We start from the raw sequence: 19,707 nt of genomic DNA, 5'->3' as shown, positions 1-19,707 counted from the left end.
GAGGTACGGGAAGAGGGGGCCGCCCCGGGTGGGGCGGCCCTTGCGGTGCGGGGTCGGTGGGCGGGGTGCGGCTGGTGGGGGGTCAGTCGCGGTTCGGCTCCGGTTCAGCCGTGTCTCAGCCGCGGAACGTGTCGTTCAGGACGAGCTGCCCGGAGGCGGGGACGGTCGCGGTGCGGTTGGCGCCGGACTCCCAGGTGACGTTCCCGGCGGCGTCCTTGCGGAGGTACTTGTACTCGAAGGTCGTGCCGGCGGGCAGGGAGAGCGTCAGCTTCCAGACCGGGTAGGCGGCCGGGTCGAGCTTGGGGGCCGAGGCCGGGGCCCAGTTGCCGAGTTCGGCGCGGTTGCCGGTGACGTGGATGTTCTGGCCGGTCACCGTGGTCGCGGTGGTGTTGAAGGAGGCACCGGTGGCGGCGGGCGGGTTGGTGCCGCAGCCCTTGGCGCCGGTGTGCAGGGCGAGCGCGGTGTGGGCGCCCAGGGTGGCCGTGAACTGCCCCGAGCCGTTGACGGTCACGGGGCTGTTCGACTGCACGTCGCAGTAGGTGCCGGCGGGCAGGGAGGTCTGGTAGGTGCGGGTGAGCGCCGAGGACTCGTGGTTGATCGCCACGTAGGCCTTGGAGCCGCGGCCGAACGCGATCGCGTTGTTGCCGTTGTCCCACCAGTTCGTGACGGCCTGGCCGCGCGCGGTGTTGCGGAAGGCGACCATGGAGGAGATCTCGCGCCAGGCGTGCTGGCACTTCCAGCCGTCGCTGTAGCAGGCGTTCACCTGGCCGCCGTTGGGCGGTCCGGCGTCCTTGTCGGTCCACTCGTAGCCGGAGTGGACGTCCGGGGAGCCGTAGGGCCAGGCGAGCATGAAGACGGAGGCGAGGGTGTAGCTCGCGCCGTCCTTGTAGTTCAGGGTGTCGCCCTGGCGCTCGGTGTCGTGGTTGTCGACGAAGACGCCGGCCTGGCCGGAGGGCATGTGGCCCCAGGCCTCGCCGAAGTTCTTCAGGTACGCCAGCTTCTCGTTCTGCAGGACCCGCTTGAGGTCGCGGGCGTAACGGAACTCCTGCACGTCGCCGTTGCCGAGGTACTCGCCCGGGGAGACGGCCTCTCCGGCGCCGAAGATGGCCTCCTGCTTCCAGTACGCGCCGGGCCTGGTGAGCCGCGCCTTGATGTCGGCGAGGTCGGCGGCCGGCATGTGCTTGGCGGCGTCGATCCGGAAGCCGTCGACGCCCAGGGAGAGCAGGTCGTTGAGGTAGCCGGCTATCTTCCCGCGGACGTAGGCCTCGCCGGTGTCCAGGTCGGGGAGCTTGACCAGCTCGCAGTTCTGGACGTTGGCGCGGTCCTGGTAGTTGGTGATCTCGGCCCGGCAGTCGTCCATGTCGGCGCCGGAGTAGAGGCCCGGGTAGTCGTACCTGGAGAACGGGGTCCCGCCCGTTCCCGTGCCCGACCCGTTCGCCATGTGGTTGATCACGGAGTCCACGACGACCTTCACGCCCGCCGCGTGACAGGTGTCGATCATGCTCTTGAAGGCGGTGCGGTCCCCGAGGCGGCCGGCGATCCTGTAGCTGACCGGCTGGTACGAGGTCCACCACTGGCCGCCCTGGACGTGCTCCTGGGGCGGGGAGACCTGGACGTAGCCGTATCCGGCGGGCCCGAGGCGGTCGGTGCACTCCCTGGCGACCGAGGAGAACTTCCACTCGAACATCACCGCGGTGACGTCCTTCTCACCGGGGGGTGCGGCCTGGGCGGGAGTGTTTCCCGTGACGGCCACAGCGGCTCCCGCCACGAGGGCGAGTGCAGCGGCCACGGTCCTTCTGGCCATGTTTCCTCCTGCTGACTTCACTGTCGCAAGAAGTTGCCGAAAACTTCAGCAACTGTTTTCAGCCGTGACCGTACGAGTGGCCCGACGCCCGGTCAACCCTCCGGACGCCGCAACGCGATTTGTTACGGAAGGACTTGCGGCTCCGCGACCCGGGCGGGCGGCTGCGCCGTCGAACCGCGCACCACCAGTTCCGGCTGGAACACGAACTCGGTGCGCTGCACCGGGTTCCCCTCGATCTCCTCCAGGAGCGCGCCCACGGCGGCCGTGGCCATCGCCTGCACGGGCTGGCGGACGGTGGAGAGCGGCGGGCTGGTGAAGGCGATCAGGGGCGAGTCGTCGAAGCCGACGACGGAGACGTCCCGGGGCACGTCGAGGCCCCGGGCGCGGACCGCGCGGATCACGCCGAGCGCCATCAGGTCGGAGCCGCAGACGATGCCGGTGCAGCCCTCGCCGAGCAGGATGTCGGCGGCGGCGTGACCGCCCTCGACGCCGAAGAGGGTGGGCCGGACGAACCGTTCGGCGTCCGCGCGCTCGACGCCGAGGAGCTCGTACAGTTCGGCGGCGAAGCCCTCGGCCTTGCGGCGCGAGGGGACGTAGCGGAGGGGGCCGATGGCGAGGCCGATGCGCTCGTGGCCCAGCTCGACCAGGTGCCGCACGGCCATGCGGGCCGCTGCCCGGTCGTCCGGGGAGACGAAGTTGGCGTCGACGTGCTCGTTGTAGCCGTTGATGAGGACGAACGGCACGCCCCGGGCGGCGAGCCGGGCGTAGCGGGCCGGGTCGGCGGTGGCGTCCGCGTGGAGCCCGGAGAGGAAGACGATGCCGGACACCCCGCGCTCCACGAGCTGCTCGACCAGCTCGTCCTCGGTGGCGCCGCCGGGCATCTGGGTGCACAGGACCGGGGTGTAGCCGTGCCCGGCGAGGACCTGCTCGACAACCTGCGCGAACGCCGGGAAGATCGGGTTGGTCAGCTCGGGCACGACGAGCCCGACGAGGCCCGCGCTGCGCTGTCTGAGGCGTACGGGACGCTCGTAGCCGAGCACGTCGAGCGCGGCGAGCACCTTGTGCCGGGTCGCGCCGGCCACCCCCGCCTTGCCGTTGAGGACGCGGCTGACGGTGGCCTCGCTGACGCCGGACTGGGCCGCGATGTCCGCGAGCCGCGGGGCGCCCGTTCCGGCGCCCCGCGGCAGGGGGATCGTCACACCGCCCACCAGATGGTGGTGTCGGCGGGCAGCTCCACCGTGTCCGCGCCGGGGGCGACGGGCTCGTTGGAGAGGAGGAACCGGCCGGGCAGCGGGACGGAGAGGGCCCGGCCGGTGGTGTTGGCGGTGCAGACGAAGCCGTCGCGCCGGAAGGCGAGGACGCCCTCGGGGGCCTCCAGCCATTCGAGGCCCTCGCCCGCCCCGAGTCCGGGCTGCGTCCGGCGCACCGCGAGCGCGCTGCGGTACAGCTCCAGGGTGGAGCCCGGGTCGCCGGTCTGCGCCTCGACGCTCAGCGCGCCCCAGGCCGCGGGCTGCGGCAGCCAGGAGCCGCCGTCGCCGAAGCCGTACGAGGAGCCCGCGACGGTCCACGGGATCGGGACCCGGCAGCCGTCGCGGAAGCCGTCCTGGCCGCTGGCCCGCCAGAAGGACGGGTCCTGGCGGACCTCGTCGGGCAGGTCGGTGACGTCGGGCAGGCCGAGCTCCTCGCCCTGGTAGACGTAGGCCGAGCCGGGCAGGGCCAGCATGAGGAGGGTGGCGGCGCGGGCCCGGCGCAGGCCGAGCTCGCGGTCGCCGGCCTCGCGGAGCTGGGTGCCGAGGCCCGCCGGGTTGGCGAAACGGGTGGCGTGCCGGGTGACGTCGTGGTTGGAGAGCACCCAGGTGGTGGGGGCGCCGACCGGGCGCATCGCGGCGAGCGAGGCGTCGATGACGGTGCGCAGCTCGGTGGCGTCCCAGTGGGTGCCCAGGTACTGGAAGTTGAAGGCCTGGTGCATCTCGTCGGGGCGCACGTAGTTCGCGGTGCGGTCGACGGTGGGGGTCCAGGCCTCGGCGACGAGGACGCGCTCCCCGTCGTACTCGGAGAGGACCTTGCGCCAGGAGCGGTAGATCTCGTGGACGCCGTCCTGGTCGAAGAAGGGCATGACGTCGTTGCCGAGCAGCTTGAGCTGGTCGTGGGCGCCGATGTCGGGCAGTCCGGCGGCCTTGACCAGGCCGTGGGCGACGTCGACGCGGAAGCCGTCGACGCCCATGTCGAGCCAGAAGCGCAGGATGGAGCGGAACTCGTCGCGGACGGCCGGGTGCTCCCAGTTGAAGTCGGGCTGCTCCGGGGCGAAGAGGTGCAGGTACCAGTCGCCGGGGGTGCCGTCCGGGTCCTCGGTGCGGGTCCAGGCCGGGCCGCCGAAGATGGACTCCCAGTCGTTGGGGGGCAGTTCGCCGTTCGCGCCCTTGCCGGGGCGGAAGTGGTAGCGCTCGCGCAGCGGGGAGCCGGGGCCCTCGCGCAGGGCCCGCTGGAACCACTCGTGCTGGTCGGAGGAGTGGTTGGGGACGAGGTCGACGATGATCCGCAGGCCCAGGGCGTGGGCCTCGCGGATCACCGCGTCGGCGTCGTGCAGGGAGCCGAACATCGGGTCGATGGCCCGGTAGTCGGCGACGTCGTAACCGGCGTCGGCCTGTGGGGAGGCGTAGAACGGCGAGAGCCAGACGGCGTCGACGCCCAGGTCCCTGAGGTACGGCAGCCGGCTGCGGACGCCCTCCAGGTCGCCCATGCCGTCGCCGTTGCCGTCGGCGAAGCTGCGCGGGTAGACCTGGTAGATCACGGCGTCTCTCCACCAGCCCGTGTGCGTTCCGGTGGTGGGGACGTCGGCCGGGGCGGCGAGATGCTGGGTCATGTCTTCCCTGGGAGTAAGGAGGGGCGTGCGGGGGCGGTGGTCGGGCTCAGCCCTTGACGGCACCGGCGGACATGCCGGTGACCAGGTGCCGCTGGGCGAAGAGGAACACCAGCGCCGCGGGGATGGCGATGAGCACGGAGGCCGCGGACATCGGACCCCACTGGGCGCCGTACTGGTTGACGAACTTCTGCAGTCCGCCCGCGAGGGTGAGGTTCTCGTCCCCGACCATGAAGGCGGAGGCGTAGGCGACCTCGCCCCACGCGGTGATGAAGGAGTAGAACGCGGTGACGGCGATGCCCGGCTTGGCGAGCGGCAGGATCAGCCGCCAGAAGGTGCCGAAGGGGGTGAGGCCGTCGACGTACCCGGACTCGTCGATCTCGCGCGGGATGGTGTCGAAGAAGCCCTTCATCATCCAGGCGCAGAACGGGACGGCGATGGTCAGGTACGTGATGACCAGGCCGGCCGGCTGGTTGAGCAGGCCCGTCGACGCCATGATGTTGTAGATCGGCACGATCAGGACGGCGACCGGGAACATCTGGGTGATGAGCAGCGTCCACATCAGGCCGCGCTTGCCGGGGAAGCGGAAGCGGCTGACGGCGTAGCCGGTGGTGGCGGAGATGAAGACGCCGACGAGCGTGGTGAGGCCCGCGATGAGCAGCGAGTTGCCGAACCAGGTGAGGAACGGGGTGTCGTTCAGGAGGTTCGTGTAGTTCTCGAACGTCGTCTCTTTGAAGAAGTCCGTGGTGATGGCGTACTTCGCGGGCTTGAGCGAGGTCAGCAGCACCCAGAGGACCGGGAAGACGGCGATCACGGAGGCCGTGATCAGCGTCAGGTGCAGCGCGACCGAGGAGAGCGGCGAACGGCGGCCGCGGACCGGCGCGTTGGTCACGGCCCGGGGGGTGGGGTTCGTGGTGGTCACCAGACTTCTCCCTGCTTGCGGAGGACTCGGCGGTAGACCGCGGCGAACAGCATCAGGAGGACCAGGATGAGCACGCCCCAGGTGGAGGACTGGGCGAAGTCGCGCGGACTGACCTCGAAGGAGAACTTGTAGGCCTGGGTGACGAGGATCTGGGTGGCCTCGCCGGGCCCGCCCCGGGTGAGCAGGAAGATCACCGGGAACATGTTGAAGGTCCAGATGGTGGAGAGCAGGACCACCGTCGTGGAGACCGAGCTGAGGCCGGGCATGGTGATGTGCCGGAACCGCTGCCAGGCGTTCGCGCCGTCCATCTCGGCGGCCTCGTACAGCTCGCCGGGGATGGACTGGAGGCCGCCGAGGAGGGCGACCATCATGAACGGCACGCCGAGCCAGACGTTGACGGCGATGACCGAGAGCTTGGCCCAGGTGGGGTCGTTCAGCCACGGCACGGCGTCGATGCCGCCGCCCGCGAGGACCTTGTTGAGGAGGCCGTTGTCCTGGTTGTAGAGGAAGCGCCAGGCGAAGACGGAGACGAAGCCCGGCACGGCCCAGGGGAGGATGAGCAGCAGCCGGTAGAAGGAGCGGCCGGCGATCTTCCGGTTGAGGACGTTGGCGAGGGTCAGGCCGAGGGCGAAGGTCACCGAGACGCAGGCGACCGTCCAGACCAGGGTCCAGCCCAGGGTGGAGAGGAACTGGCCGCCGGTGAGGGCGTCGGCGTAGTTGTCCAGGCCGACGAACTCGTAGGTGGCCGGGATCTCGTTGACGCCGATCGAGCGCGCGACGTTGCGTTCGTTGGCGTTCGTCAGCGACAGGTAGACGCCGCGGACCAGCGGATAGCCGATGATCACGGCGATCACGACGATCACCGGGGCGACCATCGCCCAGGCGTACCAGTGGGTGGCGAGGGAGCGCTTCTCGGCCCTCCTGCGCTTGCCAGTCCCGCGGCTCCGGCCGCGGGCGACAGGGTCGCCCGCGGCCTTCGCCACCGACTGGCCGGTGGTGTCCACGGCCATCAGCCGGTCCGCCTTCCTGTTACTTCCAGTCCTTGAGGAGCTTGCGGTAGGCGTCGCCGGACGCCTTGGCTCCCGCTTCCGGGGTGGTCTGGCCGGTCAGGACCTTGGTGTACTCGGTGACGAGCGGCGCGAAGAGGCTGCCGGTCTCCGGGATCCAGGGGCGCTCGACGGCCTTCTGCACGACCGGCTTGAAGAAGGAGATCATCTCGTTGGTCGCCACGTCCGGCTTGATGTAGACGGACTCGCGGGTCGGGAGGAGGCTGAGTTCCTTCGCGATCGTGGTCTGCGTCTCGACCGAGGTCATGTACTCGGCGAAGGCGTAGGAGGCGTCCAGGTTCTTGGAGCCCGCGTAGACGGCGAGGTTGTGGCCGCCCTGCGGGGCGCCCTGGCCGCCGGAGCCGGCCGGGACCGGGGCGATGCCCAGGTTGGCCTTGTCCGCGAACTCCTTGCCCGCGTAGGTGTCGGCGACGGCCCACGGGCCGTTGATCATCATGGCGACCTTGCCGTCCTTGAAGGCGGTCTGCATGTTGTTCCAGCCGTCGGTCGCGTCGGTCTTGGCCGCGCCGGAGTCCACCAGGTCCTTGACGGTCTTGAAGGCCTTCACGCCGGCCGGGTCGTCGACGGTGACCGTCTTCTTCTCGGCGTCGACGAGGTCGCCGCCCTCGCCGTAGAGGAAGGAGAGGAACCAGTAGGCGTCGTCGCCGCGCAGGTAGAGGCCGGTCTTGCCGGTCTTCTGCTTGATCTTGGCGGAGACGGTCTTCAGCTCGGCGATGGTCTTGGGGACCTCGACGCCGGCCTCCTTGAAGACCTTCTTGTTGTAGAAGATGCCCATGGAGTCGATGACCTGCGGGACCGCGTAGGTCTTGCCGTTGTACTTGGTGGAGGCGGCGGCCTGGTCGAGGAAGTCGTCGGCGTTCTTCAGCGCGGCGGTGCCGTCCAGCGGGGCCAGGTAGCCCAGGTCCGCGAACTCGGGGGTCCAGGCGACCTCGGAGCGGATGACGTCGGGCGCGCCGGAGCCGGACTGCGCGGCGTTCTTGAACTTGTTCTGCGCCTCGCCGAAGGGCACGTTCACGTACTTGACGGTGACCTTGGGGTGCTTCTTGGTGAAGTCCTCGGCGGCCTTCTTGAAGACCTTGTCCTCGGAGCCGACCGTGGAGGTGTCCCACCACGTCACGGTGCCGGAGAGCTCGCCCGAGCCCTTCGAGCCGCCGTTGTCGGAACCGCTGTCGCTCCCGCACGCCGCCAGGGTCACGCCCAGGGCCGCGACCAGCGCGGTGGCCGCTATGCCACGCCGCATGTGAACTCCTTCAACTGATCCCGGGGGGACGAGGGGCTGGAACCTTCCTCATGCGACCGCTCCCTCGCGGCGCTCCGGGTTGGCAGGAACGTAACAGGGATGAAAACGAGCCGAAAGACCTTGCGGGACTTTTCTGCAAGACTCGGCGATCGTTACATCCGCGTGTCCCTAAGGTTGCCGAGGGGTCGCTTGACAGGGGCGGAAGTGCGCCCTTGCGCACCCCACGCGCCCCCGAGCCGCTCCCGATGCGCCCCGCAAGAACTGCAAGACCTTGCAGAAGGACGACTCCCGGCCACCGCGGACGGGGTGCGCCGGGGCGGTGGGCAATACGCCCCGTGACCGGTACAGTCCACTCCCATGACCGCGCGGCTCTCCGACATCGCAGCCCAGGCAGGGGTCAGTGAGGCCACAGTCAGCCGCGTGCTCAACGGAAAGCCCGGCGTGGCCACCGCCACCCGCGAATCCGTCCTCGCCGCGCTCGACGTGCTCGGCTACGAGCGGCCCGTGCGCCTGCGCCAGCGCAGCGCGGGGCTCGTCGGCCTCATCACCCCCGAGCTGGACAACCCGATCTTCCCCGCCCTGGCGCAGGTCATCGGGCAGGCCCTGACCCGGCAGGGGTACACGCCGGTCCTCGCCACCCAGACCCCCGGCGGGTCCACCGAGGACGAGCTCACCGACATGCTGGTGGAGCGCGGCGTCGCCGGCATCATCTTCGTCTCCGGGCTGCACGCCGACACCACGGCCGACACCACCCGCTACGACCGGCTGCGCGGCAAGGGCGTCCCGTACGTCCTCCTCAACGGCTTCTCGCCCCGGGTGCAGGCGCCCTTCGTGTCGCCCGACGACCGGGCGGCGATGCGGCTCGCGGTGACCCACCTGGCCGCGCTCGGGCACACCCGGATCGGGCTGGCCGTCGGGCCGAAGCGGTTCGTGCCGGTGCTGCGCAAGATAGAGGGCTTCCAGAAGGGCATGGAGGAGCGGCTCGGCCTCTCCCCCGAGGAGTCCGAGGAGCTGATCCGGCACTCCCTCTACACCCTGGAGGGCGGCCAGGCGGCGGCGGGCGCGCTGATCGCCGAGGGCTGCACGGCGGTCGTCTGCGCGAGCGACATGATGGCGCTCGGCGCGATCCGGGCGGCCCGGCAGCAGGGGCTCGACGTGCCGAAGGACGTCTCCGTCGTCGGCTTCGACGACTCCCCCCTCATAGCGTTCACCGATCCGCCGCTGACCACCATCCGGCAGCCGGTGCAGGCGATGGGGCAGGCCGCGGTCCGCGCGCTGCTCGAAGAGGTGGGGGGCACCCCGGCCCCGCACTCCGAGTTCGTCTTCATGCCCGAGCTGGTGGTCAGGGGTTCCACCGCCTCCGCACCGTCCGCCGTCAGGCCTCCTTCCCAGGGCTGACCGGGTGCGCGCGGGACCCGACCTTGGGATGATCGGTCGGGGGCGGCCATCTGGCAGACTCTCTCCCCATGGGTGAAACGACCGTGAAGCGTGTGGACAACCGGACGACCCCGTCGTCACCCATCGCGGCCGACGGCAGGCTGTCGCGGCTGCGCACGCGCGTGCCCCGGCGCCCCACGATCTGGTTCGAGATCCTGCTCATCGCGGTGAGCTACTGGACGTACTCGCTCGTCCGCAACGCGGTGCCGGAGCAGAAGGCCCAGGCGCTGCGGAACGCCGACTGGATCTGGCGGGCCGAGGAGTCCCTCGGGCTCGCCTTCGAGCACACCGTCAACCACGCCGTGAACTCGGTGACGTGGCTGATCGTGACGATGAACTACTACTACGCGACGCTGCACTTCGTCGTGACCATCGGTGTGCTCGTGTGGCTGTACCGGTGGCAGCCGGGCCGTTACGCGGCGTTCCGCACGGTCCTGTTCGCCACCACCGGCGTGGCCCTGGTCGGCTACTACCTGTACCCGCTCGCGCCGCCCCGGCTGATGAACGGCCAGGACTTCGTGGACACGGTCCTGGTCCACCACACCTGGGGCTCGATGGCCTCGGGGAACCTCAAGCACGTGTCGAACCAGTACGCGGCGATGCCGTCGATGCACATCGGCTGGTCGCTCTGGTGCGGGATCACGGTCTTCCTGCTCGCGAAGGCGCCCTGGGCGCGGATCCTGGGCCTGCTCTACCCGACGGCGACCCTCGTGGTGATCGTGGCCACCGCGAACCACTTCTGGCTGGACGCGGTCGGCGGCATGGCCTGCCTGTCCTTCGGCTTCGCCGTCTCGTACTTCTGGTACGGCTCGCGGCCCCACCGGCTGCCGAAGCTGGTCGAGCCGGTGGAGCCGGTGGGCGTGGTCGCCCACGGCGGTCCGCTCCCGGAGGCGGACCGCGAGGGCGAGCCGGTCCGGCCGGTCGACTCCCGCCGCTAGCCGGTCTCCTTTCTCAGTCCCCCCGGTGCGTGATCCGGCCGCCCGCGACGGTGAGCCGGACCGGGGCCTCGGCGGTCTCGTCCGCCGGGGCCTCCACCGGGTCCACGGCGAAGGCGGCGAGGTCGGCCCGGAAGCCCGGGGCGATCCGGCCCGCGACCGCCTCCTCCCCCGCCGCGAACGCCGCGTGCGTGGTCATCCCCTCCAGGGCCATGAGGCCCGTGAGCCCGTGCCGGGCCGAGGCCGCGCCGCGCGGGGCGCGGGCGGTGGCGAGGACCTGCCGGGCGTCGTAGTGGGCGATCGGCCAGTCCGAGCCGAGCGCGAGGTGCGCCCCGGCGTCCCGCAGGTCGCGGCAGCGCCAGGCGCGCCCGGCCCGCTCCTCCCCCAGGCGTACGGACCACTCGTCGGTGTGGTCGGCGCGGGTGTACGCGGTGTGCGGGGGCTGCATCGAGGCGACGACGCCGAGCGCGGCGAAGCGCCCGAGCTGGTCGTCGGGGACGGTCTCGATGTGCTCGATCCGGTGCCGGGGGCCGCCCGCGCCGAGCCCTTCGACGGTGTCGAGGACGTGCCGGACGGCCGCGTCGCCGATGGCGTGGGTGGCGGTGCCGACCCCGGCCCGGTGCAGGTGGGCCACGGCTGCGGAGTACGCGGCCGGGTCGGGCCAGAAGGCCTCGGTGCCCCGGCCGTGGCAGTCGGCGTGCTCCAGCCAGGCGGTGCCGCCCTCGACGGTGCCGTCCATGAAGAACTTCACCCCGCCGATCCGCCACAGCCGGCCGGCCCGCTCCTGGAGCCGTACGAAGGCGTCGAGCTCCTCGGGGGTGGCGCCGGGCATGCACCAGGGCGCGAGGCGCAGCCGCAGCGGCAGGTCGCCGTCCTCCTCCAGGGCGGCGAGGAGGCCGGGGACGTCGTGTCCGCCGAGGTCCATGACGTGGGCGGAGGCGAGTCCGGTGGCGGCCATGCCGGTGAGCAGGGCGACGAGCCGGTCGCGGCGCTCGGCGTACGGCAGGGCGGGCAGGACCGGGGTCATCAGGTCCATGGCGGCGTGCTCGACCAAGTGCCCGGTGGGGGTCCCGTCGGGGCCGCAGACGATCTCGGAGTGCTGGGCGAAGGTCCGGGGCCCGTCGATCCCGGCGGCCTTCAGGGCGGTCCCGTTCACGAGGGCGGAGTGGCCGTCGTAGAGGCGCAGGTGGGCGGGGGCGCCGTCGAGGGCGTCCTCGATCAGGTCGCGGTGGACGGGCCGGCCGCCGAAGGCGTTGTGGTCGAGGCCGAAGCCGAGGACCCAGCCGTCGCGGCGCTCGGCGGCCCGGAGCGCGGCCCGCAGCCCTTCGAGGTCGGTGACGGCCGAGAGGTCGGTGCCGGTGAACATCTCCAGGCCCCAGACGGGGTGGCTGTGGGCGTCGGTGAGACCGGGGGTGAGGGTGGCGCCGGCCAGGTCGACGGTCTCGGTGCCGGGTCCGGTCCAGGTGCGGGCCTCGGCGTCGGTGCCGAGGGCGGTGATCAGTCCGTCGCGGACGGCGACAGCGGTGTGGCCGGTCGGTCCGGGGTCGCGGACGCGGGCGTTGACGAGGACGAGGTCGGGTGCGGACACGGGGGTTCTGCTCCTTCTGTTCCGGTGGACGGTTCGGCGGCGAATCGGGCGTAGACCTCGGGGCGGGTGCGGCGCAGCCGGTGTGCGAGGAGGAGCCCGAGGAGGAAGACGGCGGGGGTGACGGAGAGCAGGACCGTGTTGACGGCGGGCGAGGCCCCGGTGAAGAGGTCGACGTGCCCGGCGACGAGGGCGATCGCCCCGGCGAGCAGGACGAAGGCGGTGACGGGGGCGACGACCGTGCGCAGGACGCCCTCGTCGTGCCGGATCCGGCGGAAGAAGAACGGCACGGCGAGCGCGGCGAGCAGCTGGAGCACCATCAGGCCCAGCATCCCGGGGGTGTTCACCCAGAGCAGGAGCTGCTGGTACGGGTCGGCGCCGGCGAGCGCGAAGGCGAGGACCACGAGCGCGCCGAGCGCGGTCTGGGCGGCCCCGGCGACGTACGGGGAGCGGTGGCGGGGGTGGATCCTGCCGAGGGCCTTCGGCAGGACGCCCTCCTCGGCGAGGGAGAGGGTGTAGCGGTTGATGGCGTTGTGGAAGGCGAGCAGGGAGGCCAGGACGCTGGTGACGATGAGGACGTGCATCAGGTCGGCGGCCCAGGACCCGACGTAGGTGGTGATGGCGGCGAAGAAGAGGCCGCCGGGGTCGTCGGCGGCGGCCCGGACGACCTCGTCCTCGCCGAAGGCCTGGATGACGGTCCACACGACGAAGGCGTAGAAGAGGCCGAGGAAGGCGACCGCGAGGTAGGTGGCGCGGGGGATCGTGCGGGCGGGGTCCCGGGCCTCGCGCCGGTAGATGACGGTGGACTCGAAGCCGGTGAAGGCGGCGAAGGCGAAGGCCAGGACGGCGGCGGTGCCGCCGGTGAGGACGTGGGCGGGGGCGAGGCCGCCGAGGGAGAGGCCGTGGGCCCCGCCGTCGAGCAGGACGCCGCCGGCGAGGAGGACGAGGACGCCGGTCTCGGCGACGAGGAGGACGCCGAGGACCTTGGCGCCGAAGTCGATCGAGCGGTGGCCGCCGTACCAGACGAGGAGCAGGCCGGCGAGGGAGACGGGCAGCCAGGGGACGTCGTGGCCGAGGGCGGCGGCGGTGTCCGAGGTGGCGGAGCCGAGGAGCCCGTACACGCCGATCTCCATGCCGTTGTAGCCGAGCATGGCGACGAGGGCGGCGGCGATGCCGATCGGGGTGCCGAGGCCGCGCGCGATGTACGCGTAGAAGGCGCCGGCGCTGCGGACGTGGCGGCTCATGGTGGTGAAGCCGACGGCGAAGACGGTGAGGGTGAGGCCGGCCAGGAGGTAGCCGACGGGGGCGCCGACGCCGCCGAGCAGGATGGCGACGGGGGCGACGCCGGCCATGACGGTGAGGGGGGCGGCGGCGGAGACGACGAAGAACGAGATGTCGGCGGTGGTGAGGGTGCCGGTCCTCAGTCCCGGGGGCGCGTCGGGGGCGGGTGCGGACATGGCTGGGGAGGGCCTTCCGGTGGCGGGGCAGGGGTGTCGGATGTCCGGCCGGACGTAAACCTAAAGGCTTTCGGTTTGCGCAATGTAGCCTCGTCCCCGACCGTTCGGGAAGACCCGGCGGGAATCCGACGGGAACCCGGACAGGAAGTGACGCCCCATGGGCCGGCCGCGCAGACCCCTCCTCGACCGGGAGCGCATCGCCACCACGGCGCTCGAAGTCGTCGACGAGCAGGGCGAGTTCAGCGTCCCGCAGATCGCGAAGCGGCTCGGGGTGCAGACGGCCTCCGTCTACCACCACGTCGACGGGCGGGACGGGATCGTGGAGCTGCTCCGCGAACGGGTGGCCGCCGGGATCGACGGCGGGACCCTCGGCCTGGAGCCCTGGGACGCGGCCCTCGTCGCCTGGGCCCGCTCCTACCGGGCCGCCTTCGCCGCCCATCCGCGCGCGATCCCGCTCCTCATGACCTCACCGGTGCGCGCCCCGAAGGTCCTCGCCCAGTACGAGAAGGCCGTCGGCCGGCTGCTCGACGCGGGCTTCGCCCTGCCCGACGTCATGCCCGTGATCATCGCCCTGGAGAACCTCGTCCTGGGCTCGGCCCTCGACCTGGCCGCCCCCGAGTCGATGTGGGAGCTCGCCGACGAGACCGCCACCCCCCGTCTGGCCCGCGCCCTGGGCGCGGTCCCGGAGGGCCGCGCGAACCAGGCGTTCGAGCTGGCGCTCGCGGGATACCTCGCCCACGTGAGGACGCTGCTCGACGCGCCGTAGGACCTCCGCGCACCGCCACCGCCGGAGGCGTCACGCCATCGCCGGAGGCGTCACGCCCCGTAGAACAGCTCCTCGACGACCGCGCGGGCCCGGCGGGTGATCCGCCGGTAGTCGTCGACCATCTCGCCGACGTGCCCCGACTCGTACCCCAGGTACCGCGCCACCGCCGCGAGTTCGCGCGGCTCGGAGGGGAAGGTGTCGCCGGGGCGGCCGCGCACCAGCATCACCGCGTTGCGGACGCGGGTGGCGAGGACCCACGCCTCGTCCAGGGTCTGCGCCTCCTCGGTGGGGATGAGCCCGGCCGCGTGGGCGGCGGCCAGCGCCTCGCGGGTACGGGTCGTGCGCAGCCCCGGCTCGGCCCAGCCGTGCCGCATCTGGAGCAGCTGGACCGTCCACTCGACGTCGCTCAGGCCGCCGCGTCCCAGCTTGGCGTGGAGCGTCGGGTCGGCGCCGCGCGGCAGCCGCTCGGACTCCATCCGGGCCTTGAGGCGGCGGATCTCGCGGACCGCGTCCTCGCCGAGCCCCTCGGCCGGGTAGCGCAGCGGGTCGACGAGCTCGATGAACCGCTCGCCCAGGTCGGCGTCGCCCGCCACGTGCTCGGCGCGCAGCAGCGCCTGGCTCTCCCAGACGAGCGACCAGCGGCGGTAGTAGGCCCCGTACGACTTCAGGGTGCGGACCATGGGACCGCTCTTGCCCTCCGGCCTGAGGTCCGCGTCGATCAGCAACGGCGGGTCGGCGGTGGGCACTTGGAGGAGCCGGCGCATCTCGGTGACCACCCGGTTCGCGGCCCGGGCGGCCTCCTGCTCGTCGACGCCCTCGCGCGGCTCGTGCACGAAGAGGACGTCGGCGTCGGAGCCGTATCCCACCTCGTGGCCGCCGAAGCGGCCCATGCCGATGACCGCGAACCGGGTCGGCAGCCGCTCGCCCCACTCGGCGCGCACGGCGGCCCGCAGCGCGCCCGCGATCGTGGCCGCGTTGAGGTCGGTGACGGCCTCCCCCACCCGGTCGACGAGCGCGCCCGGGTCGGGCTCGCGGGGGCTGTCCTCCGTGCCGTACGAGCCGATGAGGTCGGCCGCGGCGGTGCGGAACAGCTCCCGGCGGCGCACCCCGCGCGCCGCCGCGACCGCCTGCTCGGCGTCGTCCGCGCGCCTGACCGCCGCCAGGACCTCCTGCTCCAGGTGGCCCCGGTCGCGGGGTTTGAGGCCCTCCGGGTCGCCGAGGATCGCGACCGCCTCGGGGGCGCGGAGCAGCAGGTCGGGGGCGAGCCGCCCGGCCGAGAGCACCCGGGCGAGGTTCTCGGCGGCGGCCCCCTCGTCGCGCAGCAGACGCAGGTACCAGGGGGTCTTGCCGAGGGCGTCGGAGACCTTGCGGAAGCCGAGGAGTCCGGCGTCCGGGTCGGCCGAGTCCGCGAACCAGCCGAGCAGCACGGGCAGCAGGGTCCGCTGGATCGCGGCCTTCCGGCTCACCCCGGAGGACAGCGCCTCCAGGTGGCGCAGGGCGGCGGCGGGGTCCGCGTACCCCAGGGCTTCGAGCCGCTGCCCGGCCGCCTTGGGGCTGAGCCGGGTCTCGCCGGGGGCGAGCTGGGCGACGGCGTCGAGCAGCGGGCGGTAGAAGATCTTCTCGTGCAGCCGGCGGACGACGGCCGCGTGCCGCCGCCACTCCCTGGTGAGCGAGGCGACCGGGTCGGTGCGCAGGCCGAGGGAGCGGGCCAGGCGGCGCAGGTCGGTCTCGTCCTCGGGGACGAGGTGGGTGCGGCGCAGCCGGTAGAGCTGGATGCGGTGCTCCATGGCCCGCAGGAAGCGGTACGCCTCGTCGAGCTGGGCCGCGTCGGCCCGGCCGACGTAGCCGCCGGCGGCGAGGGCCGCGAGCGCGTCGAGGGTGGCGCCGCTGTGCAGGGTGGCGTCGCTGCGGCCGTGCACGAGCTGGAGGAGCTGGACGGCGAACTCGACGTCCCGCAGGCCCCCGGGGCCGAGCTTCAGCTCGCGCTCGATCTGGGCGGCCGGGATGTTGTCGACGACCCGGCGGCGCATCCGCTGCACGTCGGGGACGAAGTTCTCGCGCTCGGCGGCCTGCCAGACGAGCGGGGAGACGGCCTCGATGTACCGGGAGCCGAGCTCCGGGTCGCCCGCGACCGCGCGCGCCTTGAGCAGCGCCTGGAACTCCCAGGTCTTCGCCCAGCGCTGGTAGTAGGCGAGGTGGGAGGAGAGGGTGCGGACGAGGGGGCCGTTGCGGCCCTCCGGGCGCAGGTTGGCGTCGACCGGCCAGATGGTGCCCTCGACGGTGGTCTCGGAGCAGATCCGCATCAGGTGGGAGGCGAGCCGGATCGCCGCCTGGATCGCCTTGCCCTCGTCGGCGCCCTCGGCCGGCTCCCCGACGAAGATCACGTCGACGTCGGAGACGTAGTTCAGCTCGTGGCCGCCGCACTTGCCCATCGCGATCACCGCGAGCCGGCACTGGGCGGCGTCGGCGGGCGCGGCGGCCTCGGCGATGGCGAGCGCGGCGCGCAGGGTCGCCGTCGCCAGGTCGGCCAGCTCGGCGGCGGCCTGGGCGACGTCGGTGGTGCCGCACACGTCGCGGGCCGCTATGGCGAGCAGACAGCGGCGGTAGGCGACCCGCAGCGCGACCGGGTCGGTCGCCTCGGCGAGCCCCCGCTCGAAGTCGGCGACCCCCGGGTGCAGGTCGGCCGCCTCGTACGTGACGAGGGACTCCCAGTCGCGGGGGTGGCGGGCCAGGTGGTCCCCGAGCGCCTCGGAGGCGCCGAGCACGCCGAGGAGCCGGTCCCGGAAGGGCTTGGCGGAGAGCAGGATGGCGGTGAAGGTCTGCCGCTCGGCCTCGGGCTGCGCCTCGACGAGCCGGACCAGGCCGCGCAGGGCGAGGTCGGGGTCGGCGGTGGCGCCGAGGGCTTCGAGGAGCACGGAGTCGCCGCGCAGCGCGGACAGCTCGGGCACGTCCAGGAGCCGTTCGGCTCCCGAGGGGTCGGTGAACCCGTGCCGCACCAGACGTGAGAACGTACTGCTCCTGCGTCCCGGCACCGTCATTCCGCCGCTCCCTCCGAGTACGTCCGAGCCCCGGGGGCGAACCCGGGGGATCGAGCCTATCCGGCGCGGGGGGCGGGGGCGTGCAGGCCTTCGGTTCGCGGCGGATCACACGTGACGTCCCCCACATTGATCGCTTTTCGGGCCCGGTGAACCGTATTTCTTGAAAGTCCGTCTTGCCGAGCGCGAGACCCGTCCGTCCGTTCGAACGGCACCCCGGCGCCCGCCGGGGTGCCGTTCGCCTGCCCGCCCGATCCCGTGCACCGCCCCGATCACCCGCACCGCCCCGCTCCCTTGCGCCACACCGCCCCCGCCGACCACACCGCCCCCTTGCGCCACACCGCCCCCGCCGACCACACCGCCCCCTTGCGCCACACCGCCCCCGCCGACCACACCGCCCCCTTGCGCCACACCGGCCCCTCGTACCGCCCCGACCCCGCGAACCGTCCGACCTCTCCGAAAGTGCGCCGCCGACCCATGCCCGTCCGCCGTCTCCGCCGCCCCCGCCGTTCCGACCTCCCGTCCCGCCGCGGGACCGCCGTGACAGTGGTCACGGCCGCCCTGGTGGGCGGCGCCCTCGCCGGGACCCTCGCGGTGACGGGCACGCCCGAGGGGCCGGAGGCGCACGCGGCGACGGCCGCGAAGGCGGGAGGGGCCGCGCGGGCCGCGTCGGACCGGGCGCCCGCGAAGGTCCCGCCGGGCGGGACGGCGGCGGTGATGCAGTTCGTCGCGCACCCGGACGACGACCTGTTCTTCATGAACCCGGACATATCCCAGTCGCTCCACTCCGGCAGCCCCCTGACCTCCGTCTACCTCACGGCGGGCGAGTCGGACGGCGTCAACGCGCGCCCGCACGACGCCGCCGGGACCGCGGTCGACAAGGCGGGCTACGCCGAGGCCCGGCAGAACGGCATCCGCGCCGCGTACGCCGAGATGGCGACCGGCAGCAGGACCAGCCCCTGGGAGCGGACCGCGATCCCCACGGCCGGCGGCGCGTGGGCCGAGCTGGACACCCTGCGGGCGAAGCCGCACGTCAAGCTGGTGTGGCTGCAGATGCACGAGGCCGGTTCCATCAGCGACGACCGTCCGCACAGTCTCAACGGCCTCTGGCACGGCCGCGTGGCCGAGCTCGGTTCCCAGCTCTCCGCCGGCAGCCCGGCCACCGCCGACTTCTCGTACAACAGGGGGCAGGTCGTCGCGGTGCTGACCGGGCTCCTGGAGCGCTTCCGGCCGACCTTCGTGCGGATGCAGGACCCGTCCCCCGGCACGTACCCGGGGACGGGGGCCTACCGGGACCACCAGGACCACCTGTACGGCGCCCGGTTCGTCCAGGAGGCCCTGGCCCGGTACGCGGAGGTGCCCGGACACCCGCACGTCGGCGTGCAGAACTACCTCGGCTACCCGACCAGCGCCCTGCCCCACACCCTCGACGCCGAGGCGGCGGGCGCGAAGCTGAAGACCCTGAAGACGTACGCGTGGCTGGACGGGGTCGAGGACTGCGGGACCCTCGCGGGCTGCGGCGACCTGAAGGTGGCCGCGCGGCCCGCCGGGCGGGGCTGGACCCAGACCGTCCGCTACGCCCGGGGCACCTCCACCTCCTGGGTGCAGCGGGAGCCGGACGGCGGCCTGCGTGCCTTCTCCGTCCTCGACGGGCGCCTCGCGACCTGGCGGAAGGCCGCGGACGCGGTCGCCTGGCGGGGACCGGAGCTGCTGCCCGGCGGCGGCCTGGACAGCGGCGTCACCTCCGTGCCCCTGCCCGACGGCCGGATCGCGGTCTACGGCACCCGGACGGTCCTCGCGGACTACCACCGGGAGGTGGTGACCACCGTGCAGTCGGTGCCGGGCGGCGCCTTCGGCCCGTGGCGGTCCCTCGGCACCCCCGAGCCGGACGACGCCTCCGGCTCCTCGGACATCAGCGCGCCCGCCGTGACCGTGGGCGCCGACGGCCGGACGGCCCTGGTCCTGCGGGACAGCCGCCACCGCCTCACCGCCCGCGAGCGGCCCGCCGGCGGGGACTGGGGGCCGTGGCGGGTCCTGGGCGGCGCGGAGGTGCACGGCGACCCGGTGGCGGCGACGGACGCGAGCGGGCGCGGGTACGTCTTCGCGAGCACCCCGACGACCGTCCTGGCCTGGGCGGAGCAGCACCCCGGCGGCCCGCTGACGGGCCCGGCGCCGACCGGCCTGCCCCCGACGACGCTGGCGCTGAGCGCCTCCCCGGCGCCGGACGGGAACGGGGTGCGGCTCTGGTTCCGCAAGCCGTCCTCCGGCGACCTGCGGAGCGCCGACTTCTCCGGTACGGCCCCGGTCTCCCCGTTCACGGAGCTGCCGGGCACCGGGGTCGCGGGCTTCGGTCCGGTGAGCGGCGGCGACGGCCTCCTCGCGGTCCGCTCCCGCACCGGCTTCCTGGCGACGGCCTCGCGCGGCAGGACGGGCACGGGGAAGACCGGGGCGGGGACGCGGCCGGTGTGGACGCTGGAACGTTTCCTCTTCGCGGGGGCGCCGGACGCGGGCACGGACGGGGTCGCGGCGATGGGCCTGGACGGCCGTCTGCGCTGGACGCCGGCGGGACGCTGAGCGGCCCGGGGCCCGGGATCTTCCG

Annotated in this window: 13 protein-coding genes; 4 read left to right on the top strand and 9 right to left on the bottom strand. The window is 73.0% G+C overall.

All coding sequences use genetic code 11. The annotated features are described in order from the left end of the window. Window positions 1-115 precede the first annotated feature (115 nt). From ACIP5O_RS24895 to ACIP5O_RS24870, 6 genes are all read right to left on the bottom strand, one after another. Entirely contained in the window at window positions 116-1,804 is a 1,689-nt protein-coding gene (locus tag ACIP5O_RS24895; protein ID WP_401296813.1) for a carbohydrate-binding module family 20 domain-containing protein, read from the bottom strand. A gap of 122 nt (window positions 1,805-1,926) precedes the next feature. Then, the gene (locus ACIP5O_RS24890) at window positions 1,927-3,012 is read right to left on the bottom strand and encodes a LacI family DNA-binding transcriptional regulator (RefSeq protein WP_401296812.1); all 1,086 of its coding nucleotides are present in this window, start codon (window positions 3,010-3,012) and stop codon (window positions 1,927-1,929) included. Next, complete coding sequence (locus tag ACIP5O_RS24885; protein WP_401296810.1) at window positions 3,000-4,667, bottom strand: glycoside hydrolase family 13 protein; 1,668 nt, start codon at window positions 4,665-4,667, stop codon at window positions 3,000-3,002. The genes ACIP5O_RS24890 and ACIP5O_RS24885 overlap by 13 nt, the downstream gene beginning before the upstream one ends. Window positions 4,668-4,713: 46 nt before the next feature. Beyond that, window positions 4,714-5,589, bottom strand: coding sequence for a sugar ABC transporter permease (locus ACIP5O_RS24880; protein WP_401296970.1), 876 nt, complete (start codon window positions 5,587-5,589; stop codon window positions 4,714-4,716). Then, the gene (locus ACIP5O_RS24875; RefSeq protein ID WP_401296808.1) at window positions 5,583-6,596 is read right to left on the bottom strand and encodes a carbohydrate ABC transporter permease; all 1,014 of its coding nucleotides are present in this window, start codon (window positions 6,594-6,596) and stop codon (window positions 5,583-5,585) included. The genes ACIP5O_RS24880 and ACIP5O_RS24875 overlap by 7 nt, the downstream gene beginning before the upstream one ends. Before the next feature lie 19 nt (window positions 6,597-6,615). Next, window positions 6,616-7,893: an extracellular solute-binding protein gene (locus ACIP5O_RS24870; RefSeq protein WP_401296806.1), complete on the bottom strand. Its 1,278-nt coding sequence runs from the start codon at window positions 7,891-7,893 to the stop codon at window positions 6,616-6,618. A gap of 357 nt (window positions 7,894-8,250) precedes the next feature. On the opposite strand from ACIP5O_RS24870, the gene ACIP5O_RS24865 reads away from it, so the two are divergent. Both ACIP5O_RS24865 and ACIP5O_RS24860 read left to right on the top strand, forming a co-directional pair. Further along, the gene (locus ACIP5O_RS24865; RefSeq protein WP_125665538.1) at window positions 8,251-9,291 is read left to right on the top strand and encodes a LacI family DNA-binding transcriptional regulator; all 1,041 of its coding nucleotides are present in this window, start codon (window positions 8,251-8,253) and stop codon (window positions 9,289-9,291) included. 68 nt (window positions 9,292-9,359) lie between these two features. Beyond that, entirely contained in the window at window positions 9,360-10,268 is a 909-nt protein-coding gene (locus tag ACIP5O_RS24860; RefSeq protein ID WP_401296804.1) for a phosphatase PAP2 family protein, read from the top strand. Between the two features lie 13 nt (window positions 10,269-10,281). On the opposite strand, the gene ACIP5O_RS24855 is transcribed toward ACIP5O_RS24860, so the two are convergent. Continuing rightward, window positions 10,282-11,853: an amidohydrolase gene (locus tag ACIP5O_RS24855; RefSeq protein ID WP_401296802.1), complete on the bottom strand. Its 1,572-nt coding sequence runs from the start codon at window positions 11,851-11,853 to the stop codon at window positions 10,282-10,284. Then, on the bottom strand, window positions 11,763-13,307 hold the full coding sequence (locus ACIP5O_RS24850) for an APC family permease (RefSeq protein ID WP_401296800.1): 1,545 nt from the start codon (window positions 13,305-13,307) through the stop codon (window positions 11,763-11,765). The genes ACIP5O_RS24855 and ACIP5O_RS24850 overlap by 91 nt, the downstream gene beginning before the upstream one ends. Before the next feature lie 157 nt (window positions 13,308-13,464). Between ACIP5O_RS24850 and ACIP5O_RS24845 the strand changes: the two genes are divergently transcribed. Continuing rightward, window positions 13,465-14,073, top strand: coding sequence for a TetR/AcrR family transcriptional regulator (locus ACIP5O_RS24845; protein ID WP_401296798.1), 609 nt, complete (start codon window positions 13,465-13,467; stop codon window positions 14,071-14,073). A gap of 50 nt (window positions 14,074-14,123) precedes the next feature. Here ACIP5O_RS24845 and ACIP5O_RS24840 read toward each other — a convergent pair whose 3' ends face one another. After that, window positions 14,124-17,111 carry a bifunctional [glutamine synthetase] adenylyltransferase/[glutamine synthetase]-adenylyl-L-tyrosine phosphorylase gene (locus tag ACIP5O_RS24840; RefSeq protein ID WP_401296796.1) on the bottom strand — a complete coding sequence of 996 codons (2,988 nt, stop codon included), beginning with the start codon at window positions 17,109-17,111 and terminating at the stop codon, window positions 14,124-14,126. Window positions 17,112-17,648: 537 nt separating this feature from the next. Here ACIP5O_RS24840 and ACIP5O_RS24835 point away from each other — a divergent pair. Then, window positions 17,649-19,682 (top strand): PIG-L family deacetylase, encoded by a 2,034-nt coding sequence (locus ACIP5O_RS24835; protein WP_401296794.1) that lies wholly within the window; start codon window positions 17,649-17,651, stop codon window positions 19,680-19,682. Window positions 19,683-19,707: the final 25 nt, after the last annotated feature.

Origin of the sequence: Streptomyces sp. NPDC088915, from assembly GCF_044749825.1 — a bacterium.
Lineage (GTDB): Bacteria > Actinomycetota > Actinomycetes > Streptomycetales > Streptomycetaceae > Streptomyces.
This window is presented reverse-complemented; position numbering and strand designations above follow the sequence as displayed.

Coding starts and splice junctions, on each gene's coding strand:
- ACIP5O_RS24850 (WP_401296800.1), bottom strand. CDS start 13,307: ATGTCCGCACCCGCCCCCGACGCGCCCCCGGGACTGAGGACCGGCACC.
- ACIP5O_RS24865 (WP_125665538.1), top strand. CDS start 8,251: ATGACCGCGCGGCTCTCCGACATCGCAGCCCAGGCAGGGGTCAGTGAG.
- ACIP5O_RS24870 (WP_401296806.1), bottom strand. CDS start 7,893: ATGCGGCGTGGCATAGCGGCCACCGCGCTGGTCGCGGCCCTGGGCGTG.
- ACIP5O_RS24845 (WP_401296798.1), top strand. CDS start 13,465: ATGGGCCGGCCGCGCAGACCCCTCCTCGACCGGGAGCGCATCGCCACC.
- ACIP5O_RS24860 (WP_401296804.1), top strand. CDS start 9,360: ATGGGTGAAACGACCGTGAAGCGTGTGGACAACCGGACGACCCCGTCG.
- ACIP5O_RS24885 (WP_401296810.1), bottom strand. CDS start 4,667: ATGACCCAGCATCTCGCCGCCCCGGCCGACGTCCCCACCACCGGAACG.
- ACIP5O_RS24875 (WP_401296808.1), bottom strand. CDS start 6,596: ATGGCCGTGGACACCACCGGCCAGTCGGTGGCGAAGGCCGCGGGCGAC.
- ACIP5O_RS24895 (WP_401296813.1), bottom strand. CDS start 1,804: ATGGCCAGAAGGACCGTGGCCGCTGCACTCGCCCTCGTGGCGGGAGCC.
- ACIP5O_RS24840 (WP_401296796.1), bottom strand. CDS start 17,111: ATGACGGTGCCGGGACGCAGGAGCAGTACGTTCTCACGTCTGGTGCGG.